The organism is Roseovarius sp. MBR-154 (assembly GCF_053628595.1).
On the sequence record NZ_JBRJGR010000023.1, the window covers coordinates 20018 to 35972 of the forward strand.

The following is a 15955-nucleotide window of genomic DNA, read 5'->3' on the forward strand; positions in this document are numbered from 1 at the left end:
GGGCCAGAGCCATGAAAGACGACCACAGCGGCGCCCCGCGCACCCAACCCATCCAATCGGCCACCTTCAGCCAGAGCGTGAATGCCGAGATTCGCCGTGCGGCGGCGACTGGCATCTACGACATTCGCGGCGGCGGTGCGAAACGCAAGGTGCCGCATTTCGACGACCTGCTGTTTCTGGGCGCATCGATCTCGCGCTATCCGCTCGAAGGCTACCGCGAGGCCTGCGACACCTCGGTCACGCTTGGCACGCGCCACGCCAAAACGCCGATCCAACTGGACATCCCCATAACCATCGCGGGCATGTCATTCGGCGCGCTGTCGGGGGCCGCGAAAGAGGCGCTCGGGCGCGGTGCCACGCTTGCGGGCACCTCGACCACCACCGGCGACGGCGGCATGACCCCCGAGGAACGCGGCCATTCCAAGACGCTGGTCTACCAATACCTGCCATCGCGCTATGGCATGAACCCCGATGACCTGCGCAAGGCGGACGCCATCGAGGTCGTCGTCGGGCAGGGCGCGAAGCCCGGCGGCGGGGGCATGCTGCTGGGGCAGAAGATCACCGACCGTGTGGCGGAGATGCGCAACCTGCCCAAAGGCATCGACCAGCGCTCGGCCTGCCGCCACCCCGACTGGACTGGCCCCGACGATCTGGAAATCAAGATCCTCGAAATTCGCGAAATCACCGGCTGGCGCGTGCCGATCTATATCAAGATCGGCGGTGCGCGGCCTTATTTCGACACCACGCTGGCGGTCAAGGCGGGGGCGGATGTGGTCGTGCTCGACGGGATGCAGGGCGGCACGGCGGCGACGCAGGACGTTTTCATCGAACATGTCGGCATGCCGACCCTCGCCTGTATCCGCGAGGCCGTGCGCGCGCTGGAAGACCTTGGCATGCACCGCGAGGTGCAACTCATCGTGTCGGGCGGCATCCGCAGCGGGGCGGATGTCGCCAAGTGCATGGCGCTTGGGGCGGATGCAGTCTCGATCGGCACGGCGGCGCTGATCGCGCTTGGCGACAACGATCCGAAATGGGAAGACGAGTACCGCAAGCTCGGCACCACCGCCGGCGCCTATGACGACTGGCACGAAGGCAATGACCCGGCGGGCATCAGTACGCAGAACCCCGAGCTTGCCGCGCGGCTCGATCCGGTCGAGGGCGGGCGGCGCTTGCGGAACTACCTCAAGGTGATGACCCTGGAGGCCCAGACCATCGCGCGTGCCTGCGGCAAGAACCGGCTGCAAAACCTCGAGCCCGAGGATCTCTGTGCGCTCACCATGGAAGCGGCGGCGATGGCAAAGGTGCCGCTGGCCGGCACGGATTGGTGGCCCGGCAAGCCCGGCACGACATTCTGAGGAGACATCCGAAGGCGCGGCAGCAATGCTGCGCCTTTTTCAATTCCATAACAGACAACAGGGAACAGATCGCATGGCCATGGACCTCGCCAAATTCGCCGCAGACAGGGGCGTCAAGTATTTCATGATTTCCTTCACCGACCTCTTCGGCGGCCAACGCGCCAAGTTGGTTCCGGCGCAGGCCATTGCGGACATGCAGGAGGATGGTGCAGGCTTTGCCGGGTTCGCAACGTGGCTCGACATGACTCCGGCGCATCCCGACATGCTGGCCATTCCCGATCCCTCCACGGTCATCCAGTTGCCGTGGAAGCCGGAGGTGGCGTGGGTCGCCGCGAATTGCGTGATGGAAGGCGAGGACGTGGAGCAGGCCCCGCGCAACGTGCTGCGGCGGCTGATCGACGAGGCCGCCGAAGAGGGCCTGCACGTCAAGACCGGGGTCGAGGCCGAGTTCTTCCTGCTCACCCCCGAAGGCGACCGGATCAGCGACCCGTTCGATACCGCCGAGAAGCCCTGCTACGACCAGCAGGCGGTGATGCGCCGCTATGACGTGGTGCGCGAGATCTGCGACTACATGCTCGATCTCGGCTGGGGCCCGTATCAGACCGACCACGAGGATGCGAACGGCCAGTTCGAGATGAACTGGGAATTCGACGACGCGCTCATTACCGCCGACAAACATTCCTTCTTCAAGTTCATGGTCAAGTCGGTGGCCGAGAAGCACGGCTTCCGCGCCACCTTCATGCCCAAGCCCGTCGAGGGTCTGACCGGCAATGGCTGCCATGTCCATATCTCGGTCTGGGACGCGCCCGGAGACACGGCGACGACCAATGTCTTTGCCGGTGAGGGTGAAGGCCCGACCGGCGAGGTCGGCCTGTCGGAGCGCGGCAAGCATTTTCTGGGTGGGATCATGAAACACGCCAGTGCTCTCGCCGCGATCACCAACCCGACGGTCAACAGCTACAAGCGCATCAATGCGCCGCGCACCTCGTCCGGGGCGACCTGGGCCCCCAATTCTGTCACATGGACCGGCAACAACCGCACCCATATGGTGCGCGTGCCCGGCCCCGGCCGGTTCGAACTGCGCCTGGCGGATGGCGCGGCCAACCCCTATCTGTTGCAGGCCGTCATCATCGCGGCGGGGCTGTCGGGCCTGCGCACGCAGGCCGATCCGGGCATGCGCCATGACATCGACATGTATGCCGACGGCCACAAGGTGCGCGGCGCGCCCAGCCTGCCGCTCAACATGCTCGACGCGCTGCGCGCCTATGACAAGGACAAGGCATTGAAGGCGGCGATGGGCGACGAATTCTCGTCGGCGTTCCTGACCCTCAAGATGCAGGAATGGAACGCCTATGTGTCGCACTTCACCCAATGGGAAAGGGACAACACGCTCGACATCTGATCTGGCGCGGGGCTGTGTCGCACCACTCCCAATGTCATCTTCGCAACAGGATCTGCTGAGCTGTCACAAAAGCGATTTGGACTTGCGACCCCCATAATCGGGCACGGCGCGTGCTTGTCATCCCGGCGACAGTCAGCTTGTACGCCGCCTTGGTAGAACCGATCGAACAAGTGGAATGCCGCGCGAAAAAATCCAAGTCTTTCTTACACTCGGGCCTATTCAAGCGGCGAGTTCCTTGCTGGTCAGGCCGTCAGCGCGCCTCAACATGATCCGGCACCTGTCGGGCATCGACCGCGCCGCCTTGTTCCTGCACAACTGCGCTTTCAGAAAACCGCGCGCCTCATTGCTCAGTGCAATCGCAACCAATGCCCGGCTCCGCACCTCCCGAATCCGCCTCAAACCAATGAGGGCAAATCCCGTTCCAGGTGCTATCTGTACGCACTCAGAAGGTTGTTCACCGGGATCGGGGTTAGGCTGCAATCGCCAAACTCCAGCCGAGGGCCTCGAAGGATGAACAACCCGCATCAGAATGCCGGTCTCGCCGTCTATAGTCGATAACAGATCCTCACCCGGATCGACACACGGTGCAGGTCCCCGGCCTTGAACCGCCGCAAGAGCGCCTGATCGACCGCAGCCTGGCCCGCCGAGGCCGCTATCGCGGTGGCGACCCGAGCGAATCGCGCCAGGTTACGTGGGCGGCCAGTTCCTGTGACGCCACCGGCGCGTTCTCTTCGATCATCCGGGTCAAGAGCCGTGCTGCCGCAGCGCCCATCGTACGGTGTGGCACATGCACCGTCGTCAGGGCCGGATCGACCACCGAGGCGATGTCGATATCGTCAAAGCCTGTGACCGACACATCCCCCGGCACCGACAGGCCGAGCATGCGCGCACGTTTGACCGCGCCCACCGCCAGCACGTCATTGCCGCACATCACCACCGTGGGGCGGGGGTGGGCCTGCATCAGTGCCTCGAAGGCGTCGCCACCGGTCTCGATGCCGTAATCGGTCTCGATCACCGGCAACCCCGCGACAGGTAGCCCGTGCGCGGTGATGGCGTCGCGGATGCCCTCGACCCGGGCGCGGGCGCGGTCGTTATCGGCCAGCGGCGCAGTGATCACCGCGATGTTGCGATGGCCCAGATCCAGAGTTTTTTCCGCAAGCGCCCGCATCGCGCCACGGTTGTCGAAGCCGACCGAGACGCCCGGCTGTGCCGGATCATAGGCCCATGTCACGAGTACCGGAAGGCCACGGTGGCGCAGGAACTCCACCACCTGCGGCGCGCGGTCATGGCCGATCAGCAGGAGCCCGTCGGCCCCGCGCGCGACCAGCGAGCGGATCTGCTCCTCTTCCACCTCCTGTCGGTAGGACGAGGAGGCGACGAGCAACTGGTAGCCAAGCGTGCGCAACTCTTCCTGAAAGGCCTGAAGCCCGCGTGCGAAAATCGCGTTCTCCATCGTCGGGATCACCGCGCCGATGGTGCGCGTGCGCCGCGAGGCCATGGCGCGCGCGCCGAAATTCGGCGCGTAGCCGAGCCTGCCCACGGCCTCCATCACGCGCAGCCGTGTGAGTTCGGAGACCTTGTCGGGCGTGTTGAGACAGCGCGAGACCGTCGCGGTCGACACCTGTGCTGCGCGCGCGACATCCTCGAGCGTCGGGGCAGGGTGGGGATCGGTTATCGGGGTCATCTTCGGGTTTTCCAAATCCCTCATGCGCGATTTCTGAACAAGCAGCCTTTAGCCTCGGATCACGGGAAACTCAAATGAAAGCGCTTGCAATATCGTAATGCAAGCGCTTACATCAAGGCAAGAACCGATTCCGTCCGGGAGGAACATCCATGGCGCTCGTGCTTGCGATCCTGAGTTTTGCCGCCTTTACCGCGAATGTCGCGCTTGGCGCATCGGGGGTGGCCGTGCCGCTGAGCGATGTCGGAGAGATGCTGGTTCTGCTGGCCGCGTCGACGTTTTTCGTCGTGGCGATCCTGAAAAAAGAAGCCGACAGGCGGAACAGGTCAGACGGCTGATCGTCGAAATGGGAGGAGATGATCTTGGATACTGAACGCAAGGAACTCGAGTCGGCCGCGCGCCGGAATTTCCTGAAGCTGGCGAGCACCGGCAGCTTTACCGCAGCCCTCGTGGCCGGTGCGGGGGGCATGCTCTGGTCGACCGAGGCCGTGGCACAGACCGCCAAGGAGGAAAGCGAGCGCGAGCGCGCCGCTGACCACATCATGACGCTGGCGACCGAATATGTGATCGGCACGTCGCGCGCCTATCCGATGATGCAGCTTGATGTGAAGGAAAACCTTCAGAACGCCTCGAACGGCAAGATCTACGTCAAACTGGCCCCCGGCGGGCAGCTTGGCGTCGGTTCGGCGCTGGCGCAGAAGGTGCAGGGCGCCACGGTCAATGCCGGTCAGTTCTCGCTGTCGAATTTCGCGCCCTTTGCGCCGGCGGTGGACCTGATCAACATGCCCTATTTCTGCGGCGCCAATCAGCGGTTCGTGAACCTTGTGACCTCGGATATCTGGAAGAAGGAGGTCAACGCGCTGGTCGAGGAGCGCGGCTTCAAGCCGATGTTCTATTTCTGCATCGACCCGCGTGTGATGGCGGTGCGCAAGGGCGGCGGTGGCGCGATCATGACGCCAGCCGACCTTCAGGGCATCAAGTTCCGCGTGCCCGGCTCCAAGATGCTGCAGCAATTCTACCGCATGGGCGGGGCCAACCCGACACCGGTGGCCTGGGGCGAGACGCCTTCGGCGATCAAGCAGGGCGTGGCCGATGCGCTCGACCCGGCGGTTGGCGCTCTCTATGCCTTCGGGTTCAAGGACATTCTCAGCCATGTGACCTTTACCCAGGCGGTGCCCGACAGCCAGGCCTATGCCTGCAATCTGGAATGGTTCAACGGCTTGCCCGGCGACGTGCAGGACGCGATCGAATGGGCCTCTGAGATGAGTTTCCAGCAGAACCTTGCCAAGGTGCCCTCGGCGCGGACCTATGCGATGGCCGAGATGCGCAAGTCGGGCGTGGAGTTCCATTCGCTGAGCGACGACCAACTGGCCGAGTGGCAGGAGACGGTGGGTTATCAGCGCTCCGAATGGGACGGCTACAAGACCGAACTCGCGGGCTCGATGGAGGTGTTCGACAAGCTGGTCGAGGCTGCCGGGACGCAGAGCCGCTATTACGTTCACGACGCCTGAGCCCTGCGGGGCACGCGCGGTTGCGCGCCCCGAACGCCCGATGTCCGTGCCCCCGCGCGACGGCAATGTCGCGCGGGCGGGTTCTGACTGACCACGCCCGAGGAGAACCCCCATGTCCATCCTGCGCCGCCTGGACCGCGACGCCGAACGCTGGCTGCTTCTGGTGTTTTACGTGATGCTGGTCGTGACCATGGCGGTCGAGGTGATCCGGCGTGAAATCTTCTCCTACTCCTCGGTCTGGGGCGAGGAGATCGTGCGCTATTCCTTCATCTACCTCGCCTGGATCGGGGCCGCTGCGGCGGTCAAGGAACGTGCCCACATCCGCATCGACGTGGTGATGCATTACCTCGGGCCACGGCTCAAGGCGCTGCTTTATATCTTCGGCGATCTGGTGATGGTCGCGGTTGCGATGGTCGCGCTCTACTGGTCGTGGGAGGCGGTGCTGGTCTCGGCCAAGTTCGGCTCGGTCAGCGCCGGGCTGCGGGTTTCGATGGTGTGGTTCATCATGGCGGTGCCTGTCGGCTTTTCGCTCATGCTCTTTCGTCTCGTGCAATCGCTGTTTCGGGATTTCAGATCGCTCCGGGACGGCACGCCCGTCTTCGAGGGCGACAAACTCTTTGATTGAGGGTGCGCGATGCTTTGGGGTGCGATGGAACAAACCGTGGAGCTGGGGTGGGATTTCTACCTTCCGGTGATCCTCTTCGTCGGTCTGATCGCGCTCGCGGTGCCGGTCTGGGCCGCCATCGGGTCGGCGGCGATCATCATGCTGGTGATGTCGGGCGACCTGCCGCTCAGCCTTGTGGGCGAGAGCCTGTTCACGGGCATCGACGCCTTTGCGCTCACGGCCGTGCCGCTCTTCATCCTGACCGGCGACGTGCTGGTGCGCACCGGGCTGAGCCGCAAGTTTCTCGACGTGGCCGAGGCGCTCACCTGCTTTGCCAAGGGGGGGTTCGGTTCGGCCACGGTGCTGGTCTGCGGGATGTTCGCGGCGATTTCCGGCTCCGACGCGGCGGGGGCGGCGGCGGTCGGGCGGATGACCATCGCACGGCTGGTTGAATCGGGCTATCCGCGCCCCTATGCCTGCGCGCTGGTGGCGGCAGGCGCCTGCACCGGCATCCTCATCCCGCCCTCGATCGCCTATATCATCATCGGCCTCGTGCTGGGCATTTCGGCCTCGACACTCTTCATGGCGGCGCTCATTCCGGGCATTGCGATCCTCGTGTCGATCCTTGTGACCAATATCATCGTCAACCGGATCTACGATTACGAGGGCGGCGGCAGGCTGTCCTTTGGCGAGTGGTTGGGCAATCTCGGGCGCGCGCTCGCCTCGGGCTGGTATGCGTTCATCGTGCCGGGGATCATCTTTTACGGCATCTTTTCAGGACGCCTCACGCCGACCGAGGCCGGGGCGACGGCGGTCGTGGTGACGATCCTCATGGGGTTCATCCTGCGCACGCTGAGCCTTGCGGATTTCCCGGCGATGCTGGTGAGTTCGGCCAAGGTCAACGGGGTGATCCTGCCGATCATCGCGTTTTCGGCCCCGCTGGCCGAGGCGCTGGCGATCATGGGCGTGCCGCAGGGCTTTGTCACCGCCGTCACCGGCCTGACCGATGAGCCGTGGCTGCTGATTCTCTTGATGATCGGCATCCTGATCGCGGCGGGCTGCGTGATGGAGACGACGCCCAATATCGTGATCCTTGCGCCGATCCTGAAGCCATTGGCCGACAATATCGGCATGAACGAGATCCAGTTCTGCATCATGATGATCACCGCGCTCGGCGTGGGGTTCATCACGCCGCCTCTGGGGCTTAACCTTTTCGTCGTCTCGGGCATCACCGGCGAGTCGATCCTGCGGATCGCCTGGCGCGCGGTGCCCTTTGTTCTGGGCATGTTCGTGGTCGTTCTGCTGATCGCCTATGTGCCCGCCGTTTCAACCACGCTTCTGCCTGACATCTACAAATAGGACCTGTTTACATGGCTCTGGAATACCTCAAGAAAGCTCGCCTCACCTCCGCGTCGAATGCGGGCGACGTGCATGACACGGTGATTGCCATTCTCAACGATATCGAGGCGGGGGGCGACAAGGCGGCGCTGGAGTATGCCGCGAAGTTCGACAAATACGAGGGCAACGTCCTGATGACGCAAGCCGAGATCGAGGCCGCCTGTGCCTTGGTCCCTGAAAAGCTCAAGGCCGATATCCGCTTTGCCCATGACAACGTGCGCCGTTTTGCCGAGATGCAGAAATCCACCGTCGCCAATGTCGAGCACGAGGTGGTGCCGGGGATGATCGCGGGGCAAAAGGCGATCCCGGTGGATGCGGCGGGCTGCTATGTGCCGGGCGGGCGTTATAGCCATATCGCAAGCGCGATCATGACCGTGACCACGGCCAAGGTCGCGGGCTGCCGTCATATCACCGCCTGTTCACCGCCGCGCCCGGATGTGGGCGTCAATCCGGCGATTATCTATGCCGCGCATATCTGCGGGGCGGATCAGATCCTTGCCATGGGCGGGGTACAGGGGGTGGCGGCGATGACCTTTGGCCTTTTCGGCCTGCCACGTGCCAATATCCTCGTCGGTCCCGGCAATCAGTTCGTCGCCGAGGCCAAGCGTATTCTCTTTGGCCGGGTTGGGATCGACATGATCGCCGGGCCGACCGACAGCCTGATCCTTGCCGACAGCAGCGCCGATCCGCATATCGTGGCGACGGACTTGGTGAGCCAGGCCGAACATGGCTATAACTCGCCCGTCTGGCTGGTGACCGACGATCGCGCGCTCGCCGAGGACGTTATGGCGCGGGTGCCGGGTCTGATTGCGGATTTGCCGGAGGTGAACGCCGAAAACGCCGCCGCCGCGTGGCGCGATTATGCCGAGGTGATCCTATGTGCCGACCGCGAGGAGATGGCGGCCGCCTCCGACGCCTACGCGCCCGAACACCTGACGGTGCAGGCCGGCGATCTTGATTGGTGGCTGGATCGGCTGACTTGTTATGGCTCGCTGTTTCTGGGCGAGGAAACGACGGTGGCCTATGGTGACAAGGCGGCGGGCACCAACCATGTGCTGCCCACCTCTGGTGCGGCGCGCTATACCGGCGGGCTGAGTGTGCATAAGTATATGAAGATCGTCACTTGGCAGCGGGCCACCCGCGAAGGTGCGAAATCCATCGCCGAGGCGACGGCGCGCATCTCGCGCCTTGAAGGGATGGAGGGGCATGCCCGCGCCGCCGATGTGCGGCTGGCCAAGTATTTTCCCGATGAGACCTTTGATCTGACCGCCAATGGCTGACGATCTCTTCAGTGTGAAGGGCCGGGTCGCCTGCGTCACCGGGGCGAGTTCTGGTCTGGGGCGGCATGCGGCGCTGGTGCTGGCCCGTGCGGGTGCCCGCGTGGTCGGCGTCGCCCGGCGCGGGGATTCGCTGCGGGATTGGGTGGCGGAGGCAGGAGAACATGCTGCCTATGTCGTGGCCGATGTGGCGGACCGCGACGCGCTACCCGAGACGGTGGCGGCGATCCGCGCGCCTTTTGGTGCGCCGCAGATCGTGGTGCATGCGGCGGGGGTGAACACGCGGCAGGCTGCCGATGAGGTCACGCCCGAGGGCTGGGACGCCACGCTTGCGCTCAACCTCACCGCGCCGTTTTTCCTGACGCAGGCGCTGGTGTCGGGCATGCGCGCGGATGGCTGGGGGCGGGTGGTCAATTTCGCCTCGCTCCAGACCACGCGCGCCTTTCCGGGCGGAATTGCCTATGGAGCGAGCAAGGCGGGCATCGCGCAGCTGACCCGCGCCATGGCCGAGGCGTGGTCGCGCGACGGCATTACCGCCAATGCCATCGGGCCGGGGTTTTTCCCCACTGAACTGACACAGGCGATCTTTGGCGATGCGGAGCGCGCGGCGCGCAACGCGGCGCAGACCTGCATCGGGCGCAATGGCGATCTGTCGGATATGGATGGCCCACTGCTGTTTCTCTGCTCCGAGGCGTCACGCTATGTGACGGGGCAGGTTCTGATGGTCGATGGAGGGTTTACCGCAAAATGAAGGCGCTTATTTACGAAGGCCCCGAACATCTTGTGTTGCGCAATGTGCCAGATGCGGAGACGCGCGCGGGTGAGGAGCTGATCCGGGTCACTGCAGTGGGCATTTGCGGCTCTGACATGCATGCCTATCTGGGTCATGACGCGCGCCGTCCCGCACCGCTGATCCTCGGGCACGAGGCGGCAGGCGTGATCGTCGGCGGGCCACGGGCGGGAGAGCGCGTGACGATCAATCCGCTGGTGACCTGCGGGCACTGCGACGCCTGCCGTGCGGGGCGCGAGAACATCTGCGCGGCGCGGCAGATCATCTCGATGCCGCCGCGCGAGGGGGCGTTTGCGGAATATGTCGCCATGCCCGCGCGCAATCTTGTCCCGGTGCCGCCGGATGTGCCACTGGCCAAGGCCGCGCTGGCCGAACCGCTGGCGGTCAGCTGGCACGCGGTGCGGCTGGCGATTGCGGCGCGTGGGCCGGGGGTGCCAGAGGCAGCATTGGTGATCGGTGGCGGGGCCATCGGGCTTGCGGCGGCGCTGGCGCTGGTGGCGCAGGGGGTGGCAGATGTCACCCTGTCCGAGCCAAACCCGGCGCGCCGGACGTATCTGGCCGAGCGCTGCGGGCTGCATGTGGTGGACGAGGCGCGCGGGCAGTTCGGCCTGGTGATCGACGCCGTGGGCTATGCCGCCACGCGTGCTGCCGCCTCGGCCTGTGCCGCGCCGGGTGGGGTGATCGCGCATGTCGGGCTGGGCGAAGATGCAGGCGGGCTCGATATCCGGCGCATGACCTTGCAGGAGATTACCTTCATCGGGACCTATACCTACACCGCGCAGGATTTCCGCGACACCGCGCAGGCGATCTTTGACGGGCGGCTTGGGCCCCTCGACTGGACCGAGGCGCGCGGGCTGTCGGACGGGGCCACCGCCTTTGCCGATCTGCGCGCGGGCAGGGTGGCCGCGCCCAAGATCATTCTTGATCCCGCCGGATAGCGCGGGGCATCTGAAAAGGAGCCGACATCATGTATAAACGCATTCTCGTGCCGATGGCCCTCGATCACGGGCTTTCGCCGGAAACCCTCGAGATCGCCCGCACGCTGCTGGACGAGGGCGGCGAGATCATTGCACTGCACGTCTACGAGACGCCGAGCGGCGCGGTCGGGGCCTATCTTGACGAAGAGATGGTGCGCGCCGGGTTCGAGATGGCGCGCACGCGCATGGCCGAAAAGCTGGCGGAGCATCCGGAGGTCAAACCGGTGCTCAAGAAGGGCCACAGTTATCGGACCATCGTGGACTATTCCACCGAAATTAAGGCCGACTGCATCGTCATCGGCTCGCACAAGCCGGGGCTGCGGGATTACTTTCTCGGTTCTACCGCCGCGCGGGTCGTGCGGCATGCGCCCTGCGCGGTGCATGTGACGCGCTGATCCCTTGGCGCGCGCCGCGCATATCCACAGCGCCGAGGATGCGCGCCGTCTGGCCCGCCTCCGTCTGCCGTGGATGGTGTTCGACTATATCGACGGCGCGGCGGGGCGCGAGACCGGCGCGGCGCGCAATCGCGCGGCATTCGATGCGATTCCGCTGACCCCGCGCATCCTGCGAGATGTGAGCGCGCGTGATCTGAGCGTGCCGCTGTTCGGGGGGCGGGCTGGGCGGCCCTTCGGCATTGCGCCGATGGGGATGTGTAACCTGTCTGGCCCCGGGGCCGACCTGATGCTGGCGCGGCTGGCGGCGCGCCAAAAGGTGCCTTTGGGCGTGTCAACTGTGGCCTCTACCCCGTTGGAAAGGCTTATTGAAGTGGCTGAGGGGCGGGCGTGGTTCCAGCTCTATTTTAGTGGCGATGGCTGTGGCACGTTTCGTCTGGCCGAGCGGGCGCGCGATGCGGGCTACGAGGTGCTGATCCTCACCGTGGACGTGCCGGAACTGGGCCGCCGCCCGCGCGAATTGCGCCACGGCTTTACCATGCCGTTCAGGCTTGGGCCGAGGCAATTTCTCGATTTCGCGCTGCACCCGTCGTGGTCGCTGCGCACGCTTTTGCATGGCCGCCCGGAGATGGCGAATTTCCAGATGCCGGGCTATGCCTTCGATCGCACCGAGAGCCGCGCGCGCGCCACCTGGGACACGCTGGCGCGGCTGCGCGAGATGTGGCCGGGCAAGCTGGTGGTCAAGGGGGTGTTGGATGTCGAGGATGCCGTAAGGCTGGCCGCATCGGGTGTGGATGCCATCCAGGTCTCCAGCCATGGTGCGCGACAACTGGAGAGCGCGCCGCCGCCTATCGACGCGCTGGCGCGCATCCGCAGCGCTGTGGGCCCCGACATGGCGCTTTTCTATGACAGCGGGCTGCGCTCGGGCGAGGATGTGCTCAAGGCGCTGAGCCAAGGCGCCGATTTCACCTTTCTGGGGCGCATCCTGCAATTCGCCATCGCGGCGGCAGGTGAGGAGGGGTTGCAGCGGCTCTGGGAGGTGCTGAGCCTGGAATTGAGCGCGGCGATGGCGCAGACCGGGCGGGTATCGCTGGAGGCCGGGCCGAAGGGCTGAGGCGGCGCACGCTCCGGTTTACTTTCCTTAAACCTTTCGGGGTCTGATCCTCATCAAGCGGGCAAGAGGCCTGAACCGATGCGGGATCAAGGAGAGTAGCGCGATGATACTGGATTTCTTCCGGCAGGGGGGTGGGGCGGAGGCGCAGGCTGTCGCTGAGCAGAAGGCGAGTGCTACGGGTCGCGTCGTCGCCTGGGGCGGGGCCGGTCGTGTGGCCTGGAGCCCGCGCGACGTGGTGAGCCTTGCGCGCACCGGCTTTGCGGGCAATCCGGTGGGGTTTCGCTGTGTCAAGATGATCGCCGAGGCCGCCGCCGCCCTGCCGCTGGTGCTGCAGGATGCCGAGCAACGCTTTGCGGTGCATCCCGTTCTGAGCCTTATCAAGATGCCGAACCCGGCGCAGGGACGGGCGGAACTGTTTGAGGCGCTCTATGGTCAGTTGTTGCTGACCGGCAATGCCTATGTCGAGGCCGTGGGTGCGGGCGGCGTGCCGGTGGAGTTGCACGTGCTGCGTTCGGACCGGATGAGCGTCGTGCCGGGCGCGGATGGCTGGCCGGTGGGCTATGAATATGCGGTGGCCGGGCGCAAGCATCGGTTCGATGTCTCCGAAGGCGCCCCCTGCATCTGCCATATCAAGAGCTTTCACCCGCAGGACGATCATTACGGGTTGTCGCCGTTGCAGGCGGCGGCGCAGGCGGTGGACGTGCATAATGCCGCGAGCCGGTGGTCGAAGGCGCTCTTGGACAATGCCGCGCGGCCCTCGGGGGCGATCGTCTACAAGGGGGCCGAGGGGCAGGGGGCGCTTGGCTCTGATCAGTATGACCGGCTGGTCGCCGAGATGGAGGCGCATCATCAGGGCGCGCGCAATGCGGGCCGCCCGATGCTGCTGGAAGGCGGGCTTGACTGGAAACCGATGGGGTTCAGCCCGTCGGACATGGAGTTCCAGAAGACCAAGGAGAGCGCGGCGCGCGAAATCGCGCTGGCCTTCGGGGTGCCGCCGATGTTGCTGGGCATTCCCGGCGACGCGACACTCGCCAATTATCAGGAGGCGAACCGGGCGTTTTACCGCCTGACGGTGTTGCCGCTGGCGACGCGCGTCAGTGCTGCCGTGGCGGCGTGGCTGGCGCGCATGGCGGGAGAGCCGTTCGAATTGCGCCCGGACCTCGATCAGGTGTCGGCGCTGTCGGCGGAACGTGACGCGCAATGGGCGCGGGTGGCGCAGGCGGAGTTCCTGACCGCAGCGGAAAAGCGCGACTTGCTGGGCCTGCCTGCCTTGGCGCGGGGGGATGCGGATGGCTGAGGGCGCGCCGCCGCCGCGCTACGGGTTCGAGCCGTTCGATTGCGCGCCCGCGCTGCGGCTGGAGGCGCATGAGCGGGTCTCGGAATTACAGGTCAGGGCCACACAGGAGCGGCTGGAGCGGCTGGAGGCGGCGCTGGAGCGGTTGGAGCGGCGGCTGTGGCTGGCGGTTTACGGCGTGGTCGCGGCGATATTGGTGCAGGCGTTTCAGCCGATCCTGGCGGCGTTGCCGTGAGTTTGGAAACGAAAGGATGAGGTGGATGGAGAACGGACTTGAGCGCAAGTTCGCGCGGCCCGAGGGTGCGGCGCTGAGCGTGAGCGAGGAGGGGCGGATCGAGGGTTATGCAAGCCTGTTCGATGCGCCCGATCAGAGCGGGGACGTGGTGGCCAAGGGGGCCTATGCCGCGAGCCTGACGCGGCTGGCCGCCGAGGGGCGGCGCGTCAAGATGCTGTGGCAGCACGATCCGGCACAGCCCATCGGCATCTGGGACGAGGTGCGCGAGGATGCGCGTGGCCTGTATGTGAAGGGGCGGTTGCTGGAGAGCGTGGGGCGTGCGCGCGAGGCGGTGGCCCTGATCGCGGCGGGGGCGATCGACGGGCTGAGCATCGGCTACCGGACGCTGCGCGCGACCAAGGGCGACAAGGGCCGCAGGCTCTTGCAGGAACTGGAGCTTTGGGAGGTGTCGCTGGTGACCTTTCCGATGCTGCCCAGTGCGCGGGTGGCGGCCAAGGGCGAGCGCCCGCAGGACGAGACTTTGCGTGAATTGGCGGCTGTGTTCGACGCGGCCCGCCGGGAGATGGCGCGGATGTAACCCCCGCGCGACCAGACCAAGCTGAAGGGAAAAACGATGACAACCCAAGCGCAGGCTCGGGCCGGGGAAGATCTGTCTCCGGCGGCAGAGGTGAGCACCGCCGTGGCGGGGTTCCTGAGCGAATTCAAGGGCTTTCAGTCCGACATTCACAAACGGCTTCAACAGCAGGAAGAGAAGATGACCATGTTTGAACGCAAGACAATCACCATGGCGCGCCCGCATCTGGCCGCAGCTGCCGACGCAGGCGCGCCGCATCGCAAGGCCTTTGATGCCTATCTGCGGGCGGGCGACGATGACGGGCTGCGCGGGCTGGAGCTGGAGGGCAAGGCGCTCAATACCGCCGTGGCCGGTGAGGGCGGTTATCTGGTCGATCCGCAGACCGCCGAGACGATCCGCTCGGTGCTGAGTTCGACCGCGTCGATCCGTGCCGTGGCCAACGTCGTGGCCGTCGAGTCGACAAGTTTTGACGTGCTCATTGACCATGCCGATGTGGGCCATGGCTGGGCCACCGAGACCGGACCCGTGGCCGAGAGCGACACGCCGATCATCGACCGGATCAGCATCCCGCTGCATGAGTTGAGCGCGTTGCCGAAGGCGTCGCAGCGGCTGCTTGATGACAGTGCATTTGACGTCGAGGGTTGGCTGGCGGGGCGGATCGCCGACAAGTTCGCGCGCGCCGAGGCGGCGGCGTTCATCGCGGGTGACGGGGTGGACAAGCCGCGCGGATTCCTCACGCATCCGGCGGTCGATAACGATGTCTGGGCCTGGGGCAATCTGGGCTATGTGCCCACCGGCGTGGATGGTGATATCGGCGGGCCCGATCCGATCATCGACCTGGTCTACGCGCTGGGCGCACAGTACCGCGCGCATGCGACCTTCGTGATGAATTCGCGCACCGCCGGGGCCGTGCGCAAGATGAAGGATGCCGATGGCCGGTTCCTGTGGTCGGACGGTCTGGCCGCCGGAGAGCCTGCGCGGCTGCTGGGCTATCCGGTGCTGATCGCCGAGGACATGCCGGATATCGCGAGCGGGGCGGATGCCATTGCGTTCGGTGATTTCGGCGCGGGCTATACCGTGGCCGAGCGGCCCGATCTGCGGGTGCTGCGCGATCCCTACAGCGCCAAGCCGCATGTGCTGTTTTATGCGACCAAGCGTGTCGGCGGCGATGTGAGCGATTTCAAGGCGATCAAGCTCATGCGGTTCGCCGTCTCGTAAGGGGCGGTGATCGGGGCGGGGGCGGTTTGGCCTCCGTCCGGGGCGCGCGTGGCCTTTGATACGGCGTTGTTCAGTCACCCCCTCCGTCCGTGCAACGCCGGGCGGCGCGCGCCTCACTCACCGGAGGGGTCCG

Annotated in this window: 16 protein-coding genes; 15 read left to right on the plus strand and 1 reads right to left on the minus strand. The window is 65.5% G+C overall.

Annotated elements, in window-relative coordinates; translation table 11 throughout:
- The first annotated feature begins 11 nt into the window (after positions 1–11).
- Together ACSSV4_RS19325 and glnT are read left to right on the plus strand one after the other, a co-directional pair.
- Positions 12–1355 (plus strand): FMN-binding glutamate synthase family protein, encoded by a 1344-nt coding sequence (locus tag ACSSV4_RS19325; RefSeq protein WP_454276738.1) that lies wholly within the window; start codon positions 12–14, stop codon positions 1353–1355.
- A gap of 73 nt (positions 1356–1428) precedes the next feature.
- Positions 1429–2757 (plus strand): type III glutamate--ammonia ligase, encoded by a 1329-nt coding sequence (glnT, locus tag ACSSV4_RS19330; protein ID WP_454276739.1) that lies wholly within the window; start codon positions 1429–1431, stop codon positions 2755–2757.
- A gap of 652 nt (positions 2758–3409) precedes the next feature.
- On the opposite strand, the gene ACSSV4_RS19335 is transcribed toward glnT, so the two are convergent.
- Complete coding sequence (locus ACSSV4_RS19335; protein ID WP_454276740.1) at positions 3410–4441, minus strand: LacI family DNA-binding transcriptional regulator; 1032 nt, start codon at positions 4439–4441, stop codon at positions 3410–3412.
- A gap of 149 nt (positions 4442–4590) precedes the next feature.
- On the opposite strand from ACSSV4_RS19335, the gene ACSSV4_RS19340 reads away from it, so the two are divergent.
- From ACSSV4_RS19340 to ACSSV4_RS19400, 13 genes are all read left to right on the plus strand, one after another.
- Positions 4591–4776: a hypothetical protein gene (locus tag ACSSV4_RS19340; protein ID WP_350137368.1), complete on the plus strand. Its 186-nt coding sequence runs from the start codon at positions 4591–4593 to the stop codon at positions 4774–4776.
- Positions 4777–4794: 18 nt separating this feature from the next.
- Positions 4795–5949: a TRAP transporter substrate-binding protein gene (locus ACSSV4_RS19345; RefSeq protein WP_454276741.1), complete on the plus strand. Its 1155-nt coding sequence runs from the start codon at positions 4795–4797 to the stop codon at positions 5947–5949.
- A 112-nt stretch (positions 5950–6061) separates the two neighbouring features.
- A complete protein-coding gene (locus tag ACSSV4_RS19350) occupies positions 6062–6574 on the plus strand; it encodes a TRAP transporter small permease (RefSeq protein ID WP_454276742.1) in 513 nt (170 codons plus the stop codon).
- A 9-nt stretch (positions 6575–6583) separates the two neighbouring features.
- Positions 6584–7912, plus strand: coding sequence for a TRAP transporter large permease (locus ACSSV4_RS19355; RefSeq protein ID WP_454276743.1), 1329 nt, complete (start codon positions 6584–6586; stop codon positions 7910–7912).
- A gap of 11 nt (positions 7913–7923) precedes the next feature.
- Positions 7924–9231, plus strand: coding sequence for a histidinol dehydrogenase (hisD, locus tag ACSSV4_RS19360; protein WP_454276744.1), 1308 nt, complete (start codon positions 7924–7926; stop codon positions 9229–9231).
- Positions 9224–9979 carry an SDR family NAD(P)-dependent oxidoreductase gene (locus ACSSV4_RS19365; RefSeq protein WP_454276745.1) on the plus strand — a complete coding sequence of 252 codons (756 nt, stop codon included), beginning with the start codon at positions 9224–9226 and terminating at the stop codon, positions 9977–9979. The genes hisD and ACSSV4_RS19365 overlap by 8 nt, the downstream gene beginning before the upstream one ends.
- The gene (locus ACSSV4_RS19370; protein WP_454276746.1) at positions 9976–10956 is read left to right on the plus strand and encodes a zinc-dependent alcohol dehydrogenase; all 981 of its coding nucleotides are present in this window, start codon (positions 9976–9978) and stop codon (positions 10954–10956) included. The genes ACSSV4_RS19365 and ACSSV4_RS19370 overlap by 4 nt, the downstream gene beginning before the upstream one ends.
- A gap of 29 nt (positions 10957–10985) precedes the next feature.
- Entirely contained in the window at positions 10986–11390 is a 405-nt protein-coding gene (locus tag ACSSV4_RS19375) for a universal stress protein (protein WP_454276747.1), read from the plus strand.
- Positions 11391–11394: 4 nt separating this feature from the next.
- Positions 11395–12501: an alpha-hydroxy acid oxidase gene (locus ACSSV4_RS19380; RefSeq protein WP_454276748.1), complete on the plus strand. Its 1107-nt coding sequence runs from the start codon at positions 11395–11397 to the stop codon at positions 12499–12501.
- A gap of 103 nt (positions 12502–12604) precedes the next feature.
- On the plus strand, positions 12605–13798 hold the full coding sequence (locus ACSSV4_RS19385) for a phage portal protein (RefSeq protein WP_454276749.1): 1194 nt from the start codon (positions 12605–12607) through the stop codon (positions 13796–13798).
- Positions 13791–14030 carry a GTA head formation protein, RCAP_rcc01685 family gene (locus ACSSV4_RS19390; protein ID WP_297774161.1) on the plus strand — a complete coding sequence of 80 codons (240 nt, stop codon included), beginning with the start codon at positions 13791–13793 and terminating at the stop codon, positions 14028–14030. Before ACSSV4_RS19385 ends, ACSSV4_RS19390 begins: the two co-directional genes overlap by 8 nt.
- 25 nt (positions 14031–14055) lie before the next feature.
- On the plus strand, positions 14056–14607 hold the full coding sequence (locus ACSSV4_RS19395) for an HK97 family phage prohead protease (protein ID WP_454276750.1): 552 nt from the start codon (positions 14056–14058) through the stop codon (positions 14605–14607).
- A gap of 36 nt (positions 14608–14643) precedes the next feature.
- The gene (locus ACSSV4_RS19400) at positions 14644–15822 is read left to right on the plus strand and encodes a phage major capsid protein (RefSeq protein WP_454276751.1); all 1179 of its coding nucleotides are present in this window, start codon (positions 14644–14646) and stop codon (positions 15820–15822) included.
- The last annotated feature ends 133 nt before the right edge of the window (positions 15823–15955 follow it).